We start from the raw sequence: 17,092 nt of genomic DNA, 5'->3' as shown, positions 1-17,092 counted from the left end.
CGCAGTTCCCCGCGCCCCTGAAGGAGGGCCCGAAGGGCCCATCTAAGGGGCGCGGGGAACTGCGCGACAAGCCAGCACGGTCCGCAGCCGAACGCTCAAAGCGGGGTGCAGGGGGCGCAGCCCCCGCTCAGGGGTCCGGGGGCGGAGCCCCCGGGAAAACCACCTCCACCCCCACCCACCCCCGGAGGCCACGCGGCGGAGCCGCAAATGTCACAGCGGGAACGGGCGGGGTGGGGGATCAAGCCCCCGGTGTCCGGGACGGCAGGCGCGTGGACAAGTACGCCGCCAGCACCATCACCCCCGCCGCCCCCACGAACACCACATCCATCCCCGCCGTCAGCGCGTCCAGGCCCGACGACCGAGCCGCGCCGGACAGGGCGCGGACCGTCGACGTCGAGCCGCCGGGGCCCCGCGACTCGTACACCCGGCTCAGCACCGTCCCGAACACCGCCGCCCCCAACGCGTTCCCCAGCGTCTGGAAGAACCGCACCCCCGTCGTCGCGACACCCAGCTGACGCGCGGGCGCGGCCGACTGCACGATCTGGATGAGCTGGCCGATGAGCAGGCCGAACCCCGCGCCCATGAGCAGGAGTTCACCCCGCACGGCCCACAGCGACGTGGTCACCCCCGTCGTGGCGAGCAGCCCCAGCGCGACCGCCGACAGCACCGTTCCGGTCTGCACGAACGTCTTCTGCGACCAGCCGCGCCCCGCCAGCCGCTCCGACCCGAGGCCGACCGCGGTCATCCCGAGCGCCATGGGGATCAGATACAGCCCGGCCGACGTGGCCTCGATGCCCCGGACGACCTGGAGGTAGATCATCACGTACACCAGCGTGCCCATCATCGCCGCGCCCACCAGCCCCTGGATCACGAAGCCGAGCCGGAGCGCCGGGACCTTGAACATCGACAGCGGCAGGATCGGTTCGGCAGCGGTCGCCTGGCGGCGCAGGAACAGCGCCAGCGTCGCCGCGCTCGCCACCGAGAGTCCGACGATCACCGGCGAGGTCCATGCGTAGTCCTTGCCGCCCCACTCCGTGACCAGCAGCAACGACGTGGAGAAGGCCGCCGCGAGGACCGCGCCGAGGAAGTCGATCCGGTGGCGTACGGGCGTGACCGGGAGGCGCAGCACCAGCACGGCCCCGACCAGCACCGCGATGCCGACCGGCAGGTTCACGTAGAAGATCCAGCGCCAGCTCGCACGGTCGGCGAGCGTGCCGCCGAGCCAGGGGCCGAGCGCCATTCCGGCGCCGGCCACGATCCCGCCGATGCTGCCGCCCTTGCCCCGGCCGGAGCCGTCGCCCGGGCCCTTGAGCTGGGCGAGTACGACCATGGTCACGCTCATCAGGCCACCGCCGCCGACGCCTTGCAGCGCCCGCGCCGCGATCAGCTCGCCCATGGACTGGGCGGCTCCGCACAGCGCCGAGCCGAGCAGGAACGCGCTGAGCGCGCCCACGAAGACCTTCTTCGCGCCGATCGTGTCGCACAGCTTCCCGTACAGCGGCAGTACGGCCGCCGACGCGAGCGCGAACGAGCTGATCAGCCACGGGATCTTGTCCATGCCGTGGACCGGGTCGAGGTCGCGGACGATCGGCACCGTGGCCGCCGACACGATGTTCATGTCGAGCACGGCCACCAGGATCGTCACCAGGCAGAGGGCGAAGGCGATCCGCGTCCGGCCTTCCGACATCGGGGAACTCGGGGACGGCGGAGGCGTCGGGGACGGTCCGGTCGTCCCGATGTCCGGCCGCTCAGCTGTTTTCGGCATGGGTGTGCTCAAGGTTCTGGACATGGTGATTCCCCCTCCGGGGCAGCGGTCCCGCCCTCGTCGTGGCTCCACCATGACCCATAGATCTATACCGAGTCAACTTTTATGTCTGGGCAAACATTCATCCTGGTACATTGGCTCCATGGTGGAGACGGGTGAGCGGACCGGCGGCGGTAGTGGCACTGCCATGGGGCTGCGTGAGCGCAAGAAGATTCAGACCCAGCAGCGGCTGATGGGCGTCGCCATCCAGCTCTTCACCGAGCGCGGCTACGACAAGGTCTCCGTCGCCGAGATCGCCGAGGCGGCCGAGGTGTCGAAGATGACCGTCTTCAACCACTTCGGCAATAAAGAGGACTTGGCCCTGCGGCCGCTCGAAGACCATGTCCACGACGCCGCTCGTACCGTGCGCGACCGCGCCCCGGGCGAGTCCGCCGTCCAGGCCATGCGCCGCCACTATCTGCGCGCCGTGGACGAGCGCGACGCCTCCATCGGGATGAACGACGGGCCGCTGGTGATCCAGCTGCTCCGGCTGATCATGGAGACGCCCGTCCTGCTCACCCGCGCCCACGCCGCCCTCGTCCGCGGCTCCGACCTGCTGGCCGAGGTGCTGGCCGAGGAGACCGGCGACCGGATCATGGCCCGGGTCGCGGCGGCCCAGCTGGAGGCCGTACGCGCGACGCTGATCGGCGAGAACCACCGGCGGCTGCTGCTCGGCGACCCGGCCGACGAGATCGCCCCGGACGCCATCCGCCTCGCCGTCCAGGCCTTCGACCAGGTCGAACACGGCCTCGGCGACTACGCGACCAAGCCCGCAGCCCAGGCGGCATCGCCCGCCTAAGCTCTGGATCATGCCTCCGGCCAAGAAGCGCACCCGCAGCTACGACCCGGCGAAGACCCGCGCGGCGGTACTCGCCCAGTTCGCACACGTACGGGACGCGGTCCGCGCCCTCACGCCCGACCAGCTCGACCGGCCCACCCGCCTCGGCGACCGCACGGTCCGCGACCTCGCCGCGCACCTCGCCCTGACCCTGGACACGGTCGTGCGCGCCCTCGACGAGGCCGAGCCCGCCGCACGCGAACTCGCCCTCCTCGACTGGCCGTTCGCGGACCGGGCGGGACCGGGGGAGTACGCCGCCGAGCGGCCGGACCTGGACGCGCTGTACGCCGACGTGGCCGAGCGGATCGCGGCGCGGCTGCCGGACGCGCCGGACAACCGGCTGGTCCGGGTTCTTCCCGCGCCCGGGTCCGGCGCCATGACCCTCGGCGACGCCATGGTCACCCGGACCGTGGAACTCTGCCTCCACACCGACGACTTGAACGACGCCGTCCCCGGGCTCGGCATCCCGTACGACCGCCAGGCGCTCGCCGCCTGCACCCGGCTGCTCGCCGACGCGCTCGCGGCGAAGGCGCCGGGCGGCTCGGTCGAGGTGCGGGTGCCGCCGTACGCGGTGGTCCAGTGCGTCGAGGGTCCCAAGCACACCCGGGGCACGCCGCCGAACGTGGTGGAGACCGACCCCCTCACCTGGCTCCGCCTCGCCACCGGCCGTACGCGATGGGCGGCGGCGCTCGACGCGGCCGAGGTCTCGGCGAGCGGCGAGCGCGCGGACCTTTCGGGACTCCTGCCGCTGATGTCGTGATGTGCCGAGCCGGAGGCTCGAAAAAGCCCGTCGCCCCCGCCGCCGTCACCCCCGTACCGCCGAATTCATACGACTACGGCAAGTGACCCCGCCCCATCCGCCCCCCGGGCGAATTCGCACCCCCGAGCGAGCTCCGTCACATTCCTCGGGGCGCCGGAATCCGGCCGCGGCGGGAAACCGGCAGGAAAATGCCAGGAAAACGGCCCTCCGGCCGGTCCGGCAGAAGCCACAAACCACCCACCGTGGTCCTCTTGTCGCTATCCCCAATTCGGACCAGTGGTCGATCTCGCCTACACTCGGTGGCGTGCCACGTGGTGACGGACGACTCAACCACGACCTGCTCCCCGGCGAGAAGGGCCCCCAGGACGCTTGCGGCGTCTTCGGCGTCTGGGCTCCGGGTGAAGAGGTCGCCAAGCTCACTTACTTCGGGCTTTACGCCCTCCAGCATCGGGGCCAGGAATCCGCGGGAATCGCGGTCAGCAACGGCTCCCAGATCCTCGTCTTCAAGGACATGGGGCTTGTTTCCCAGGTCTTCGACGAGACCTCTCTCGGCTCCCTCCAGGGTCATATCGCGGTCGGTCACGCCCGCTACTCGACCACCGGTGCCTCCGTGTGGGAGAACGCGCAGCCGACCTTCCGGGCGACCGCCCACGGCTCGATCGCGCTCGGCCACAACGGCAACCTGGTGAACACCGCCCAGCTGGCGGAGATGGTCGCCGAGCTGCCCAAGGAGAACGGTCGCGCGACCCAGGTCGCCGCCACCAACGACACCGACCTCGTCACCGCCCTGCTCGCGGGGCAGACCGACGACGACGGCAAGCCGCTGACCGTGGAGGAGGCGGCCGCCAAGGTCCTTCCCCAGGTCCAGGGCGCCTTCTCGCTGGTCTTCATGGACGAGCAGACGCTCTACTGCGCCCGTGACCCGCAGGGCATCCGCCCGCTGGTCATCGGCCGCCTGGAGCGCGGCTGGGTGGTGGCCTCCGAGACCGCCGCCCTCGACATCTGCGGCGCCAGCTTCGTCCGCGAGATCGAGCCGGGCGAGCTCGTCGCCATCGACGAGAACGGGCTCAGGACCTCCCGATTTGCTGAAGCGAAGCCCAAGGGCTGTGTCTTCGAGTACGTCTACCTGGCCCGCCCCGACACCGACATCGCCGGGCGGAACGTCTACCTCTCGCGGGTCGAGATGGGCCGGAAACTCGCCGCGGAAGCGCCGTGCGACGCCGACCTGGTGATAGCGACTCCGGAGTCCGGCACCCCCGCCGCGATCGGCTACGCGGAGGCCAGCGGCATTCCGTACGGGTCCGGCCTGGTGAAGAACGCCTATGTCGGGCGGACCTTCATCCAGCCCTCGCAGACCATCCGCCAGCTGGGCATCCGCCTCAAGCTGAACCCGCTCAAGGAAGTCATCCGGGGCAAGCGCCTGGTGGTCGTGGACGACTCGATCGTGCGCGGCAACACCCAGCGCGCGCTGGTGAAGATGCTCCGCGAGGCGGGCGCCGCCGAGGTCCACATCCGGATCTCGTCGCCGCCGGTCAAGTGGCCGTGCTTCTTCGGCATCGACTTCGCGACCCGCGCCGAGCTGATCGCCAACGGCATGACGATCGAGGAGATCGGCACGTCGCTGGGGGCCGACTCGCTCGCGTACATCTCCACGGACGCGATGATCGAGGCGACCACGATCCCCAAGGACGACCTCTGCCGCGCCTGCTTCGACGGGGTCTACCCGATGGAGCTCCCGGACCCCGAACTGCTCGGCAAGCAGCTTCTGGAGACCGAGCTCGCGGCGGGTCCCGCCGCGACGGCGGCGGCCGACGCCCTGCGTCGCCCGTAGCGCCCGCACGAACCCTGCAGTACGACACGAAAGTTCTTCAGAGCCATGCCTCCTGAGACCACTGGTGCCAGCTACGCAGCCGCGGGCGTCGACATCGAAGCGGGCGACCGCGCAGTCGAGCTGATGAAGGAGTGGGTGAAGAAGACGAGGCGTCCCGAGGTCCTGGGCGGCCTCGGCGGCTTCGCCGGCCTCTTCGACGCCTCCGCCCTCAAGCGCTACGAGCGCCCGCTGCTCGCCTCCGCCACCGACGGCGTCGGTACGAAGGTCGACCTCGCCCGCAAGATGGGCGTGTACGACACCATCGGCCACGACCTCGTGGGCATGGTCGTCGACGACCTGGTCGTGTGCGGTGCCGAGCCGCTGTTCATGACCGACTACATCTGCGTCGGCAAGGTGCACCCCGAGCGGGTCGCCGCCATCGTCAAGGGCATCGCCGAGGGCTGTGTGCTCGCGGGCTGCTCGCTGATCGGCGGCGAGACCGCCGAACACCCGGGCCTGCTGGGCCCGGACGACTTCGACGTAGCCGGCGCCGGTACGGGCGTGGTCGAGGCCGACCTGCTGCTCGGCGCGGATCGTATCCGCACGGGTGACGTCGTCATCGCGATGGCGTCGTCCGGTCTTCACTCGAACGGGTACTCACTCGTGCGGCACGTGGTCTTCGACCGGGCGAAGATGTCGCTCGACCAGCAGGTCGAGGAGTTCGGCCGGACCCTGGGCGAGGAGCTCCTGGAGCCGACCAAGATCTACTCGCTGGACTGCCTGGCCCTGACGCGCACCGCCGAGGTGCACGCCTTCAGCCACGTCACCGGCGGCGGCTTGGCCAACAACCTGGCCCGGGTCATTCCCGACCACCTGCACGCCGCGGTCGACCGCTCGACCTGGACGCCGGGTGCGGTGTTCGACCTGGTGGGCAAGGCCGGGCAGGTCGAGCGCCTGGAGCTGGAGAAGACGCTCAACATGGGCGTCGGCATGATCGCGATCGTGCCCGAGCACTCGGTGGACGTGGCCCTGACGGCGCTGGCGGACCGGGGCGTGGACGCCTGGGTCGCCGGTGGGATCACGGAGCGGGGCGAGCACTCCACGGGCGCCGCGCTGACCGGCGACTACGCGAAGTAGGCGAAAGGGAGGAGCCGCGAGGCCCCTCCCTGTCAGCACAGAACTCGCGGGCAGCACAGAACCCGGTCCGGGGCGTTGGCCCTGGACCGGGTTCTTATGTTCTCGGAGCAGCGAGAACCAGAGCTGCTGCCAAAGAGGGATTCAGCGAAGTCAAGCGCCGCGGCGCTGCGACGACGGACCGGACTCATCGTCCTCGTCCTCGTCGTTCCCGTACATGTCCGCATAGCGGGCATACGGGTCATCCTCCTCGTCCTCCAGCGGCTCCGCGTTAGGCGGTTGGCTCACTGTCGGATTCGAAGTCGATGCGCCCAGCTCGTTGGCCAGACGCGACAGGTCAGTCCCGCCGCTGCTGTACTTCAGCTGGCGGGCGACCTTCGTCTGCTTGGCCTTTGCCCGGCCGCGCCCCATGGCTCGACCCCCTCGGTGACGGGGCTCGACGGCCCCAGAGTCTTGACACGCGTTCATGAGTCGGAACGGGCTCTCCGTGGAGAGACCGTGTCCGTAGGGGTTCAACGGTACCTGCTTCCGCGGCCATACGGTACGCCGCCCGCATGACGTGCCACTTCGCAGGACCCGCAAGAAGCCCCTTCCTAGCTGGTCAACCGCGATTTTAACCTCTTCTTGGCGTCCGACCCGCCGACCGGCGTGAGTCTTGTCTCGCCGGTCGGCGGATCGGGTGCCGCGAGGGGTCAGCGACCGCGCGCCTCGGCCATGCGCTGTTCGGCGATCCGGTCGGCCGCGGCGGCCGGCGGAATCCCGTCTTCCTTCGCACGTGCGAATATGGCCAGCGTGGTGTCGAAGATCTTCGCGGCCTTCGCCTTGCAGCGGTCGAAGTCGAAGCCGTGCAGCTCGTCCGCGACCTGGATCACGCCGCCGGCGTTCACCACGTAGTCTGGCGCGTACAGGATCGCGCGGTCCGCGAGGTCCTTCTCGACGCCCGGGTGGGCGAGCTGGTTGTTGGCCGCGCCGCACACGATCTTCGCGGTGAGCACGGGGACGCTCTCGTCGTTCAGCGCGCCGCCGAGCGCGCAGGGGGCGTAGATGTCCAGGCCCTCCACACGGATCAGCGCGGCCGTGTCGGCGACCGAGGTGACCTTGCCCGGGTGCTTGTCGAGGATCCGGCGTACCGATTCCTCACGTACATCGGTGATCACGACCTCGGCGCCGTCCGCCACCAGGTGCTCCACCAGGTAGTGGCCCACCTTGCCGACGCCCGCGACACCGACCTTGCGGCCGCGCAGCGTCGGGTCGCCCCACAGGTGCTGGGCGCTGGCCCGCATGCCCTGGAAGACGCCGAAGGCGGTGAGCACGGAGGAGTCGCCCGCGCCGCCGTTCTCGGGGGAGCGCCCGGTCGTCCACCGGCACTCGCGCGCCACGACGTCCATGTCCGCCACATAGGTGCCGACGTCGCACGCCGTCACATAGCGCCCGCCGAGCGAGGCCACCATCCGCCCGTAGGCGAGAAGCAGCTCCTCGCTCTTGATCGTGTCCGGGTCCCCGATGATGACGGCCTTGCCGCCACCGTGGTCGAGTCCGGCCATGGCGTTCTTGTACGACATGCCGCGCGAGAGGTTGAGCGCGTCGGCGACGGCCTCTTCCTCGCTCGCGTACGGGTAGAAGCGCGTACCGCCGAGGGCCGGGCCCAGGGCGGTGGAGTGGATGGCGATGACGGCCTTGAGGCCCGAGGCGCGGTCCTGGCACAGCACGACTTGTTCGTGGCCCCCCTGGTCCGTACGGAACAGGGTGTGCAGGACGCCGTCGGTCACATCGGTCACGGTGGTGACTCCCAAGTACGAAGCGGCGGTTGGCGGCCCGCCTGCGGGTGGGGCGGGCCGTCGTCGCGGCCCGCCCGGGGCCGCGCTGGGAGCAGAGTAAGTCCTACGCGTGCGTAGATCAGGCGCAGTGCCGAGGATCACCCTCCCGCCCGCCCCGCGCGTGGGACGATTCGACCCATGGCGGTGGTGTCCTCGGTGATCGTCCCGTACGCGTCCTATCTGCGGGTGTACGAGCCGCTGGCGGCCTTCCCCGAACCGGAGCGCGGCCACTGGGCCCGGTACGCCGAGAGCGGGCGTACCCCCAGTGCCCAGGACGAACTCCGGCGCGCGCTGGCGGATTTGGTGCCGACGCCGCCGGTGGCCGTCCCGGTCCACGAGAGCGCGGAGGCGTTCGTGGCGCACCTGGACGGGGTGGTGTGCGTCTGCCCGTGGCGCACCCGGCTGCGCGGGTGGCGGGCGCTGGAGGAGCTGGCGGACCAGTACCCGGCGCCGGTGCTCGACGCGCTGCTGCCGCCGGTGGTGCGCCGGCAGGCCGCGGCCGACTACGAGCGGTGGCGCGAGCGGAACCCGGACGCCCGGCCGTGGATCCTGACGGCGGTCTGGCATGTGCCCGTGAGCTGGTTCACAGTCTTTTCGGACGAAGAGCGCGAGTATGTCCGGGCGGAGAGCGGCGCACCCCCGGTGCTGCGCTACCGCACCCCCATGGTCCAGGCCCGCCGCCGCCTCGCGCGGGCGCTCAGGACGCTGCGCGACCACATCGACGAGGGGCCGCTGATCGAGGGGCTGGTCGAGGTGGGCCGCTGGCTGGAGGAGTTCCATCCGCGCTCGCTGGTCGAGCTCGACTACGGCGGTCTGGTGCACGCGCTGCCGGAGGCCCGGCTCGCGGCGGACCGCTCGGCGGCCGACGTGGCCGAGGGGATCGCCGCGCTGCGGGCCGGGGACGGCGCGGGGGCGGCCGAGGCGTACGAGCGCTTCACGGAGCGCTGGCGGGCCGTCAGGGACCGCCGGCTCGCGAACTGAGGGCGAACGCGCGCCGTTCACGGCGCGTGTTCTCCTCGTCCGGGTGAGTCGTTCGTACTGGTGCGCCGGGACGTAGGTCCTGATACGGGCCTTTCCCCCAAGCGTGACGGAACGCACTTACTGGGCCCTTGCGTCCATCCCCCACCCTCGTGCCAAAATAGGACAAGGAGTCCGGGGAGGGCTCCTTCCGTCCAACTACGGGCGGATTGCTTGGTATTGCACGCTATGGGGGGTCTGATGACTCCTGATCGCTCTGTGACTGATCGTCACTGTGGCGTGACTGTCCGCTATGGCATGGTCCATCGGCTTCCGTCGCTGATGAACACCTGGGAGGGCAATTCCATCGGTTTGGCCGACGTGGCTGGACAGATGGTGTAGTTGTAGTGCCGAGGACAAGCCGTTCGTCCTATAACCGACTCGGCTCGCGTCCGCCATTTCGGGCAACGCGGGTCAAGGTGCAGAATTTAGAGGAAAGAACCGAGAAGGTTCGGTTCTCCCGAGGAGGCCGCTCATGACCGCTCGCACCCCTGATGCCGAGCCGCTGCTGACCCCGGCTGAGGTTGCCACGATGTTCCGCGTGGACCCGAAGACGGTCACCCGCTGGGCGAAGGCGGGCAAGCTCACGTCCATCCGCACGCTGGGTGGGCACCGCCGGTACCGCGAAGCAGAGGTCCGTGCGCTGCTCGCGGGCATTCCGCAGCAGCGTAGCGAGGCCTGAACAACACCCCGATAACGGGCATTCCGGGGCCCCCACCCCGGCAGCCCACCTTTTGCTCCACTGACGCAGGCCTGCCCCAACGGGCTCACCGTCATTGATCGCGCTGGACTCCGCCGGGTCCAGCGCGATCTTTTTTATGCCCTGATCCCGCCCGATCCGGGTGGTACGCGGGGGCTTGCGGGGGTACTCGGGAGGGGGAGTCGCGTACCCCTGGATGGGTGGTGCAATTGCACATATTAAATTGGGGGGTTGTAGGTGCGGTGTAAGTTCCCCGGTTCCCAAAACTTGTTCGGTGACTCCCGTCACACCGCCTGAGCGTCACCGGAACGCCGCTGGAGCTGCCGCCGGAAGGCCGCCCCACGTTCCCTATAGGGAGCCTGCCACCGCGCAGCGGCCTGCCAACCGGCCAATGGTCACCGCTCGACGGGACTTTCGTCCTCGGGGCCCACGGGCGCGGGATCCGGCGCCGACGGCTCCAGAGCGGCCTCAACGGCCGCCTCCGTGGCGGCCTCCAGGGCCGACTCCAGCGCGGAGGGCTCCATCGCGAGCCGCAGGAGCTTGCGGCAGACCGGGCAGCGGCCCGTGTGGTGCCGGTAGCCACTCGCGGCCGACAGATGGGCGCGCAGCAGCGCCCTGGTCTCATGCCTCGCGGACGACGCCGTCATGCGCCACCTCCGGACCGGTCCCGCAGCTTCTTCTCTGGGTACCGGTGGCAGGTGACGCCGTCAAGACGGCGGGATACGACGAAGGCCCGGATCCAAGGGATCCGGGCCTTCGTCTTACTGCGGTCCTGACGGGATTTGCCGTGTCTTCTGCGCGGCTCCGCCGCGGGGCGCGGCCTCGGGGGCCCATAGCGCCGGAGCCCGCATCCGGTGGGGATGCGGGCTCCGACTTCACTGCGGTCCTGACGGGATTTGAACCCGCGGCCTCCACCTTGACAGGGTGGCGAGCACTCCAAACTGCTCCACAGGACCTGGGGGCCCCTCCCAGGCCTTTAAGGCACTGGGGGAGTTTTGCGGCCGTTTTCGCTTGGCTGCGAGACAGACTGTACAGCAGGTCAGAGGGTCCGGTCGAACTCACTCACAGCGATACGGACATCACGGCGCCGCCGCGTCGATCGCCTTCACGATCCGCTTGTCCGACACCGGGAACGCGGTGCCGAGCGCGTGCGCGAAGTAGCTCACCCGCAGCTCCTCGATCATCCAGCGGATGTCCAGGACCTCCTGCGGAACGGGCCGTCCCTGCGGCATCTGTTCGAGCAGCCAGGCGTACTCGTCCTGCATCTCGTGGACCTTCTCCATGCGCGTGGTGTCGCGCTGCACGGACGTCGGCATCTGCTGCAGGCGCCGGTCCACCGCGACCAGATAGCGCATCAGGTCCGGCAGCCGGCGCAGGCCCGTCGCGGTGACGAAGCCGGCCGGCATCAGGGCCGCCAGCTGCTCCCGTACGTCCTGGAGGTTGTTGATCAGGACCAGGCTGTTCGTGGCCTTCAGACGGCGCTCACAGGCCTGCCAGGCGGCCAGGATCTGCTGCACCTGCCCGACGGTCCGCACGGTGGTGTCGACCAGGTCCGCGCGCACCTTGTCGAAGAGCTTGCGGAACGACTCCTCGTCCCAGACCGGGCCGCCGTGCTCGGCGATGAGCCGGTCGGCCGCCGCCATGGCGCAGTCGTCGAACAGCGCCTGGATGGAGCCGTGCGGATTGCGGGACAGGGCGAGCTTCTGCTGGTTGGTCAGCTTGTCCGAGGCGAACTTCGCCGGGTTCACCGGGATGTTCAGCAGGATCAGCTTCCGGGTGCCGCGCCACATCGCCTGGCGCTGCTCGGCCTCGGTGTCGAAGAGGCGTACGGAGACGGTTTCCCCGGAGTCGACGAGCGCCGGGTACGCCTTCACCGGCTGGCCCGCGCGCTTGGTCTCGAAGACCTTGCTGAGCGTGCCGATCGTCCAGTCCGTGAGGCCCGTGCGCTCGATGGAGACCCCGCCCGACGGGGCGGCGGCCGCGGCGGCCTGGGAGAGGGCCTGCCGGGCCTTGGGGCGCAGCCGCAGCTTGAGGGCTTCCAGGTCCTTGTCCTCGGCCAGCTTGCGGCGCCGCTCGTCGACGATCCGGAAGGTGATCTTCAAGTGGTCCGGGACGCGCGTCAGATCGAAGTCGTCGGCCGTGACCGGGACGCCGACCATGCGCTGGAGCTCACGCGCGAGCGTGGTCGGCAGCGGCTCCTGCAACGGCAGGGCCGTCTCCAGGAACCTCGTCGCGAAGTTCGGCGCGGGGACGTAGTGGCGGCGGATCGGCTTGGGCAGCGAGCGGATCAGCTCCGTCACCACCTCCTGGCGCAGACCCGGGATCTGCCAGTCGAAGCCCTCGTCGGTGACCTGGTTGAGCACCTGGAGCGGGATGTGGACGGTCACGCCGTCCGCGTCCGCGCCCGGCTCGAACTGGTAGGTGACCTTGAACTTCAGCCGGCCCTGGCGCCAGTTGTCCGGGTAGTCGTCCTTGGTGACGGCCAGCGCCGACTCCCGGATGAGCATCTCCCGCTCGAAGTCCAGGAATTCGGGCTCGTCATGGCGCTTGTGCTTCCACCAGGAGTCGAAGTGCGCGCCGGAGACGACGTGTTCGGGCACGCGCTGGTCGTAGAAGTCGAACAGCGTCTCGTCGTCGACCAGGATGTCGCGGCGCCGCGCCCGGTGCTCCAACTCCTCGACCTCGGTGAGGAGTTTGCGGTTGTCGGCGAAGAACTTGTGGTGCGTACGCCAGTCGCCCTCGACCAGCGCGTTGCGGATGAACAGCTCGCGCGACGCCTCCGGGTCGATACGGCCGTAGTTGACCTTGCGGTTGGCGACGATCGGCACGCCGTAGAGCGTGACCCTCTCGTACGCCATCACCGCGGCCTGGTCCTTCTCCCAGTGCGGCTCGCTGTAGGTGCGCTTGAGCAGGTGCTGGGCGATCGGCTCGATCCACTCGGGCTCGATCTTCGCGTTGACGCGCGCCCACAGCCGGGACGTCTCCACCAGCTCCGCCGACATGACGACCTTGGGCTGCTTCTTGAAGAGCGCCGAGCCCGGGAAGATCGCGAACTTGGCGCCGCGGGCGCCCAGGTACTCGTTCTTGTCGGTGTCCTTCAGGCCGATGTGCGAGAGCAGACCGGCCAGCAGGGAGACGTGGACGTGCTGCTCGGGGACGGCTGTACCCGCCGAGGGCTCCTCGATGTGGATGCCCATCGTCTTGGCGACCGTGCGCAGCTGGGAGTAGATGTCCTGCCACTCGCGGATGCGCAGGAAGTTCAGGTACTCCTGCTTGCACATCCGGCGGAAGGACGACGACCCGCGCTCCTTCTGCTGCTCGCGGACGTAGCGCCACAGGTTGAGGAAGGCGAGGAAGTCGCTGGTCTCGTCCTTGAAGCGGGCGTGCTGCTGGTCGGCCTGCGTCTGCTTGTCGGACGGCCGCTCGCGCGGGTCCTGGATGGAGAGCGCGGCCGCGATGACCATGACCTCGCGTACGCAGCCGTTCTTGTCGGCCTCGACGACCATCCGGGCCAGGCGCGGGTCGACGGGCAGCTGGGCGAGCTTGCGGCCCATCTGGGTGAGGCGCTTCTTGGGATCCTTCTCCGTGGGGTCGAGCGCCCCGAGCTCCTGGAGCAGCTGCACGCCGTCGCGGATGTTGCGGTGGTCCGGCGGGTCGATGAAGGGGAACTTCTCGATGTCGCCGAGCCCGGCGGCGGTCATCTGGAGGATGACGGAGGCCAGGTTGGTCCGCAGGATCTCCGCGTCCGTGAACTCCGGCCGGGAGACGAAGTCGTCCTCGGAGTAGAGCCGGATGCAGACGCCGTCGCTGGTGCGCCCGCAGCGGCCCTTGCGCTGGTTGGCGCTGGCCTGCGAGATCGCCTCGATGGGCAGCCGCTGCACCTTGGTGCGATGGCTGTAGCGGGAGATACGGGCGGTGCCCGGGTCGATCACGTACTTGATGCCGGGGACGGTCAGGGAGGTCTCGGCGACGTTGGTCGCGAGAACGATCCTGCGGCCCGTGTGCTGCTGGAACACCCGGTGCTGCTCGGCGTGGCTCAGGCGCGCGTACAGCGGCAGCACCTCCGTGAACCGGAGGTTCTTCTTGTTGAGCGCGTCCGCCGTGTCGCGGATCTCGCGCTCGCCGGAGAGGAAGACCAGGATGTCGCCGGGGCCCTCGGACTGGAGCTCGTCGACGGCGTCGCAGATCGCGGTGATCTGGTCGCGGTCGGCGTCCTGGCTGTCCTCTTCGAGGAGCGGGCGATAGCGCACCTCGACCGGATACGTACGCCCGCTGACCTCGACGATCGGCGCGTCGCCGAAGTGCCGCGAGAACCGCTCGGGGTCGATGGTCGCCGAGGTGATGACGACCTTCAGGTCGGGGCGCTTGGGCAGCAGCTGGGCCAGATAGCCGAGCAGGAAGTCGATGTTGAGGGACCGCTCGTGGGCCTCGTCGATGATGATCGTGTCGTACGCGCGCAGCTCGCGGTCCGTCTGGATCTCGGCGAGCAGGATGCCGTCCGTCATCAGCTTGACGAAGGTCGCGTCCTGGTCGACCTGGTCGGTGAACCGGACCTTCCAGCCGACTGCCTCGCCCAGCGGCGTGTTCAGCTCCTCCGCGATCCGGTCGGCGACCGTGCGGGCCGCGATCCGGCGGGGCTGGGTGTGCCCGATCATGCCGCGCACGCCCCGGCCCAGCTCCATGCAGATCTTGGGGATCTGGGTGGTCTTGCCGGAGCCGGTCTCGCCCGCGACGATCACGACCTGGTGCTCCCGTATCGCCTGAAGGATGTCGTCCTTCTTCTGGCTGACCGGGAGCTGTTCCGGGTACGTGACCTCGGGCATGCGGGAGGCCCGCCGGGCGACGCGCTCGGCGGACTTGGCGGCCTCGGCCCCGATCTCGTCGAGGACGGCCTGCCGGGCCTCGGGCTTCTTGATACGGCGGGCGCCGTCCAGACGGCGGCCGAGCCGGTGGGCGTCGCGCAGCGAGATCTCGGCCAGCAGGGTCTGGAGATCGGCGAAGGAAGTAGACATACCTGATTCAGGATCTCACCCGGCGCCAACGAGTGGCGAACGCATTTCGGGTGCCGTCCCCTGCCGTCGCCGCCGTCCGGCGCCCGTCCCCGTCCACCCCGTACCATTTCGGGCATGCCCCGCACCCACGCCCCGCGCCGCCGCCTCGCGGCCGTGCTGCTGATGGTGCTCGGGGTGGTGGCGGTGCTGCTGTGCGGACCGTCGCCCGCGGCGGTCGCCGACGCGCCGCGCACGCACGCGCCGATGGCGCAGGCCGCGCCGCCCGCCGACGGCTCGCCCGGCTGCAAGCAGGGCGGCAAACACGACGGCGGCGAGCCCGCCGCCCCGGTGCGGGCCCGCACCGCCTACGACCAGGCCCCGGCCCTCGGCGAGCGGTTCGCCCCGGCGGCCTTCGCCGTCCAGGCCGCCGAGCACCGCGTGCCGCCGGTGCGCGGCCCCACACTCACCGCGCCCACACCCGTCGAGCTCTCCGTACTGAGGGTCTAGGCGGCCGGTCATCGCGACCGGCCGTCCCTTTCGCCTTCCCTCTCGCAGTACGTACACGGAGACCCGTATGTCCAAGTCCCAGGGCACTCCCGCGCCCAAGTCCAAGCCGTCCCAGAAGTCCAAGCCGTCGTCCAGGAAGAACGCGTCGCGCAAGCCGTTCGTGATCGGGGCGGTCGTGGTGGCGGCCGCGGTCGTGCTCGGCGTCGCCTCGTACCGGGCGTCGGACTCCGGCTCGGCGAAGAAGAGCGACACCTCCGCCGCCGCCGAGGCGCCCGAGGGCACCTTCCCCGAGCTGGAGAAGCTGGCCCGCCGGGACGCCAAGGACCCGCTCGCCCAGGGCCGGGCCGACGCCCCGGTCGTGATGATCGAGTACGCCGACTTCAAGTGCTCGTACTGCGGCAAGTTCGCCCGTGACACCGAGCCGGAGCTGGTGAAGAAGTACGTCGAGGCCGGCACCCTGCGCGTCGAGTGGCGCAACATGCCGATCTTCGGCGCCCAGTCGGAGGCGGCGGCGCGCGCGGCGTGGGCGGCCGGGCAGCAGGGCAGGTTCTGGCAGTTCCACGCGGCGGCCTACGCCAAGGGCTCCAAGGAGAAGGGCTTCGGCGCCGACCGGCTGCGCGATCTCGCGAAGGAGGCGGGCGTGTCCGACCTGGACCGTTTCGCCCGGGACGCGGACAGCGACGCGGCGAAGGCCTCGGTGAAGAAGGACCAGGACGAGGCGTACGCGCTCGGCGCCAGCTCCACCCCGTCGTTCGTGATCAACGGACGCCCGCTGGCGGGCGCGCAGCCGCTGGACACCTTCGCGCAGGCCATCGACGAGGCGGCGACGTACAAGGCCGCGCAGACCGCCGGGCCGAAGGCGGCCGGGAAGTGACCCCGGACATCGGCTATCTGGCGGCGTTCCTGGGCGGGCTGCTCGCCCTGCTCAGCCCGTGCAGCGCCCTGCTCCTCCCGGCGTTCTTCGCGTACTCGATCAACTCGACGTCCCGCCTGCTGGCCCGTACCGGCATCTTCTACGCGGGTCTGGCCACCACCCTGGTCCCGCTGGGCGCGGCGGGCTCGTACGCCGGACGGCTCTTCTACGGCCACCGCGACCAGCTGGTCCTGTTCGGCGGCTGGCTGATCATCGCGCTCGGCGCCGCCCAGATCCTCGGCATGGGCTTCGCCAGCCGCAGGATGACGGAGCTGTCCGGCCGGATCCGCCCGACCACGGCCCTCTCGGTGTACGCGCTCGGCGCGGTCTACGGCCTGGCCGGCTTCTGCGCCGGGCCCATCCTGGGCAGCGTCCTGACGGTGGCGGCGGTCAGCGGCAGCCCGGCCTACGGCGGTCTGCTGCTCGCGGTGTACGCGCTCGGCATGGCGGCCCCGCTGTTCCTGCTCGCGCTGCTCTGGGAGCGCTTCGGGCTCGGCGGGCGCCGCTGGCTGCGCGGGAAGGTGATCAGGCTCGGCCGCTTCGAGCTGCACACCACCTCGCTGCTGTCGGGCCTGTTCTTCATCGCCCTGGGCGGCCTGTTCCTCGCGTACGACGGGGCGACGGCGCTGCCCGGACTGCTGAACGTGGACGACTCGTACGCGGCCGAGAAGTGGGCCCGCTCGTTCGGCGACGCGGTCCCGGACTGGGCGCTGCTCGTGGCCGTGGTGGCGGTGGTCGCGCTGGTCCTCGGCGTACGCGGCCGGCGCGCGCGGGAGCGGGAGACGGAGACGGAGTGAGAAC

At 70.3% G+C, this 17,092-nt stretch carries 14 protein-coding genes and 1 tRNA gene; 9 read left to right on the top strand and 6 right to left on the bottom strand.

Annotated features, from left to right (window positions below; all coding sequences use genetic code 11):
- Positions 1-238 precede the first annotated feature (238 nt).
- Positions 239-1,687: an MFS transporter gene (locus ACGFRG_RS35375; protein WP_361432249.1), complete on the bottom strand. Its 1,449-nt coding sequence runs from the start codon at positions 1,685-1,687 to the stop codon at positions 239-241.
- 220 nt (positions 1,688-1,907) lie between these two features.
- On the opposite strand from ACGFRG_RS35375, the gene ACGFRG_RS35370 reads away from it, so the two are divergent.
- The 4 genes from ACGFRG_RS35370 (at position 1,908) to purM (ending at position 6,349) form a co-directional block, all read left to right on the top strand.
- A complete protein-coding gene (locus ACGFRG_RS35370) occupies positions 1,908-2,603 on the top strand; it encodes a TetR/AcrR family transcriptional regulator (RefSeq protein ID WP_393270692.1) in 696 nt (231 codons plus the stop codon).
- Positions 2,604-2,613: 10 nt separating this feature from the next.
- Positions 2,614-3,402 carry a sterol carrier family protein gene (locus ACGFRG_RS35365; RefSeq protein ID WP_393270689.1) on the top strand — a complete coding sequence of 263 codons (789 nt, stop codon included), beginning with the start codon at positions 2,614-2,616 and terminating at the stop codon, positions 3,400-3,402.
- A gap of 304 nt (positions 3,403-3,706) precedes the next feature.
- Positions 3,707-5,233: an amidophosphoribosyltransferase gene (purF, locus tag ACGFRG_RS35360; RefSeq protein ID WP_361432242.1), complete on the top strand. Its 1,527-nt coding sequence runs from the start codon at positions 3,707-3,709 to the stop codon at positions 5,231-5,233.
- A 45-nt stretch (positions 5,234-5,278) separates the two neighbouring features.
- Positions 5,279-6,349, top strand: a complete 1,071-nt coding sequence (gene purM, locus ACGFRG_RS35355) for a phosphoribosylformylglycinamidine cyclo-ligase (protein WP_361432240.1) — start codon at positions 5,279-5,281, stop codon at positions 6,347-6,349.
- Positions 6,350-6,499: 150 nt separating this feature from the next.
- On the opposite strand, the gene ACGFRG_RS35350 is transcribed toward purM, so the two are convergent.
- Both ACGFRG_RS35350 and ACGFRG_RS35345 read right to left on the bottom strand, forming a co-directional pair.
- Positions 6,500-6,757 carry a DUF3073 domain-containing protein gene (locus ACGFRG_RS35350; protein ID WP_393270687.1) on the bottom strand — a complete coding sequence of 86 codons (258 nt, stop codon included), beginning with the start codon at positions 6,755-6,757 and terminating at the stop codon, positions 6,500-6,502.
- 281 nt (positions 6,758-7,038) lie between these two features.
- Positions 7,039-8,124, bottom strand: a complete 1,086-nt coding sequence (locus ACGFRG_RS35345) for a Glu/Leu/Phe/Val dehydrogenase dimerization domain-containing protein (RefSeq protein ID WP_361432235.1) — start codon at positions 8,122-8,124, stop codon at positions 7,039-7,041.
- A 177-nt stretch (positions 8,125-8,301) separates the two neighbouring features.
- Between ACGFRG_RS35345 and ACGFRG_RS35340 the strand changes: the two genes are divergently transcribed.
- Together ACGFRG_RS35340 and bldC are read left to right on the top strand one after the other, a co-directional pair.
- Positions 8,302-9,144 (top strand): hypothetical protein, encoded by an 843-nt coding sequence (locus ACGFRG_RS35340; RefSeq protein ID WP_361432233.1) that lies wholly within the window; start codon positions 8,302-8,304, stop codon positions 9,142-9,144.
- Positions 9,145-9,655: 511 nt separating this feature from the next.
- On the top strand, positions 9,656-9,862 hold the full coding sequence (gene bldC, locus ACGFRG_RS35335; protein WP_003949541.1) for a developmental transcriptional regulator BldC: 207 nt from the start codon (positions 9,656-9,658) through the stop codon (positions 9,860-9,862).
- A 413-nt stretch (positions 9,863-10,275) separates the two neighbouring features.
- Here the strand turns inward: bldC and ACGFRG_RS35330 are convergent, their stop codons facing one another.
- From ACGFRG_RS35330 to hrpA, 3 genes are all read right to left on the bottom strand, one after another.
- Positions 10,276-10,527 carry a DUF6274 family protein gene (locus ACGFRG_RS35330; RefSeq protein WP_393270683.1) on the bottom strand — a complete coding sequence of 84 codons (252 nt, stop codon included), beginning with the start codon at positions 10,525-10,527 and terminating at the stop codon, positions 10,276-10,278.
- Positions 10,528-10,761: 234 nt separating this feature from the next.
- A tRNA-Asp gene (locus tag ACGFRG_RS35325) sits at positions 10,762-10,836 on the bottom strand.
- A 123-nt stretch (positions 10,837-10,959) separates the two neighbouring features.
- Positions 10,960-14,892: an ATP-dependent RNA helicase HrpA gene (hrpA, locus tag ACGFRG_RS35320; protein ID WP_361432228.1), complete on the bottom strand. Its 3,933-nt coding sequence runs from the start codon at positions 14,890-14,892 to the stop codon at positions 10,960-10,962.
- Between the two features lie 114 nt (positions 14,893-15,006).
- Here hrpA and ACGFRG_RS35315 point away from each other — a divergent pair, with 114 nt between their 5' ends.
- From ACGFRG_RS35315 to ACGFRG_RS35305, 3 genes are all read left to right on the top strand, one after another.
- Positions 15,007-15,378: a hypothetical protein gene (locus ACGFRG_RS35315; protein ID WP_361432225.1), complete on the top strand. Its 372-nt coding sequence runs from the start codon at positions 15,007-15,009 to the stop codon at positions 15,376-15,378.
- Between the two features lie 67 nt (positions 15,379-15,445).
- Positions 15,446-16,252, top strand: coding sequence for a DsbA family protein (locus tag ACGFRG_RS35310; protein ID WP_393270678.1), 807 nt, complete (start codon positions 15,446-15,448; stop codon positions 16,250-16,252).
- Positions 16,249-17,088 carry a cytochrome c biogenesis CcdA family protein gene (locus tag ACGFRG_RS35305; protein ID WP_361432220.1) on the top strand — a complete coding sequence of 280 codons (840 nt, stop codon included), beginning with the start codon at positions 16,249-16,251 and terminating at the stop codon, positions 17,086-17,088. The genes ACGFRG_RS35310 and ACGFRG_RS35305 overlap by 4 nt, the downstream gene beginning before the upstream one ends.
- Positions 17,089-17,092: the final 4 nt, after the last annotated feature.

It is taken from the genome of Streptomyces sp. NPDC048696 (genome assembly GCF_043198895.1).
In the GTDB taxonomy this organism is placed as follows: Bacteria; Actinomycetota; Actinomycetes; order Streptomycetales; family Streptomycetaceae; genus Streptomyces.
Note: the sequence above shows the minus strand (reverse complement) of the source record. Positions and strands in the feature narration are given on the sequence as shown.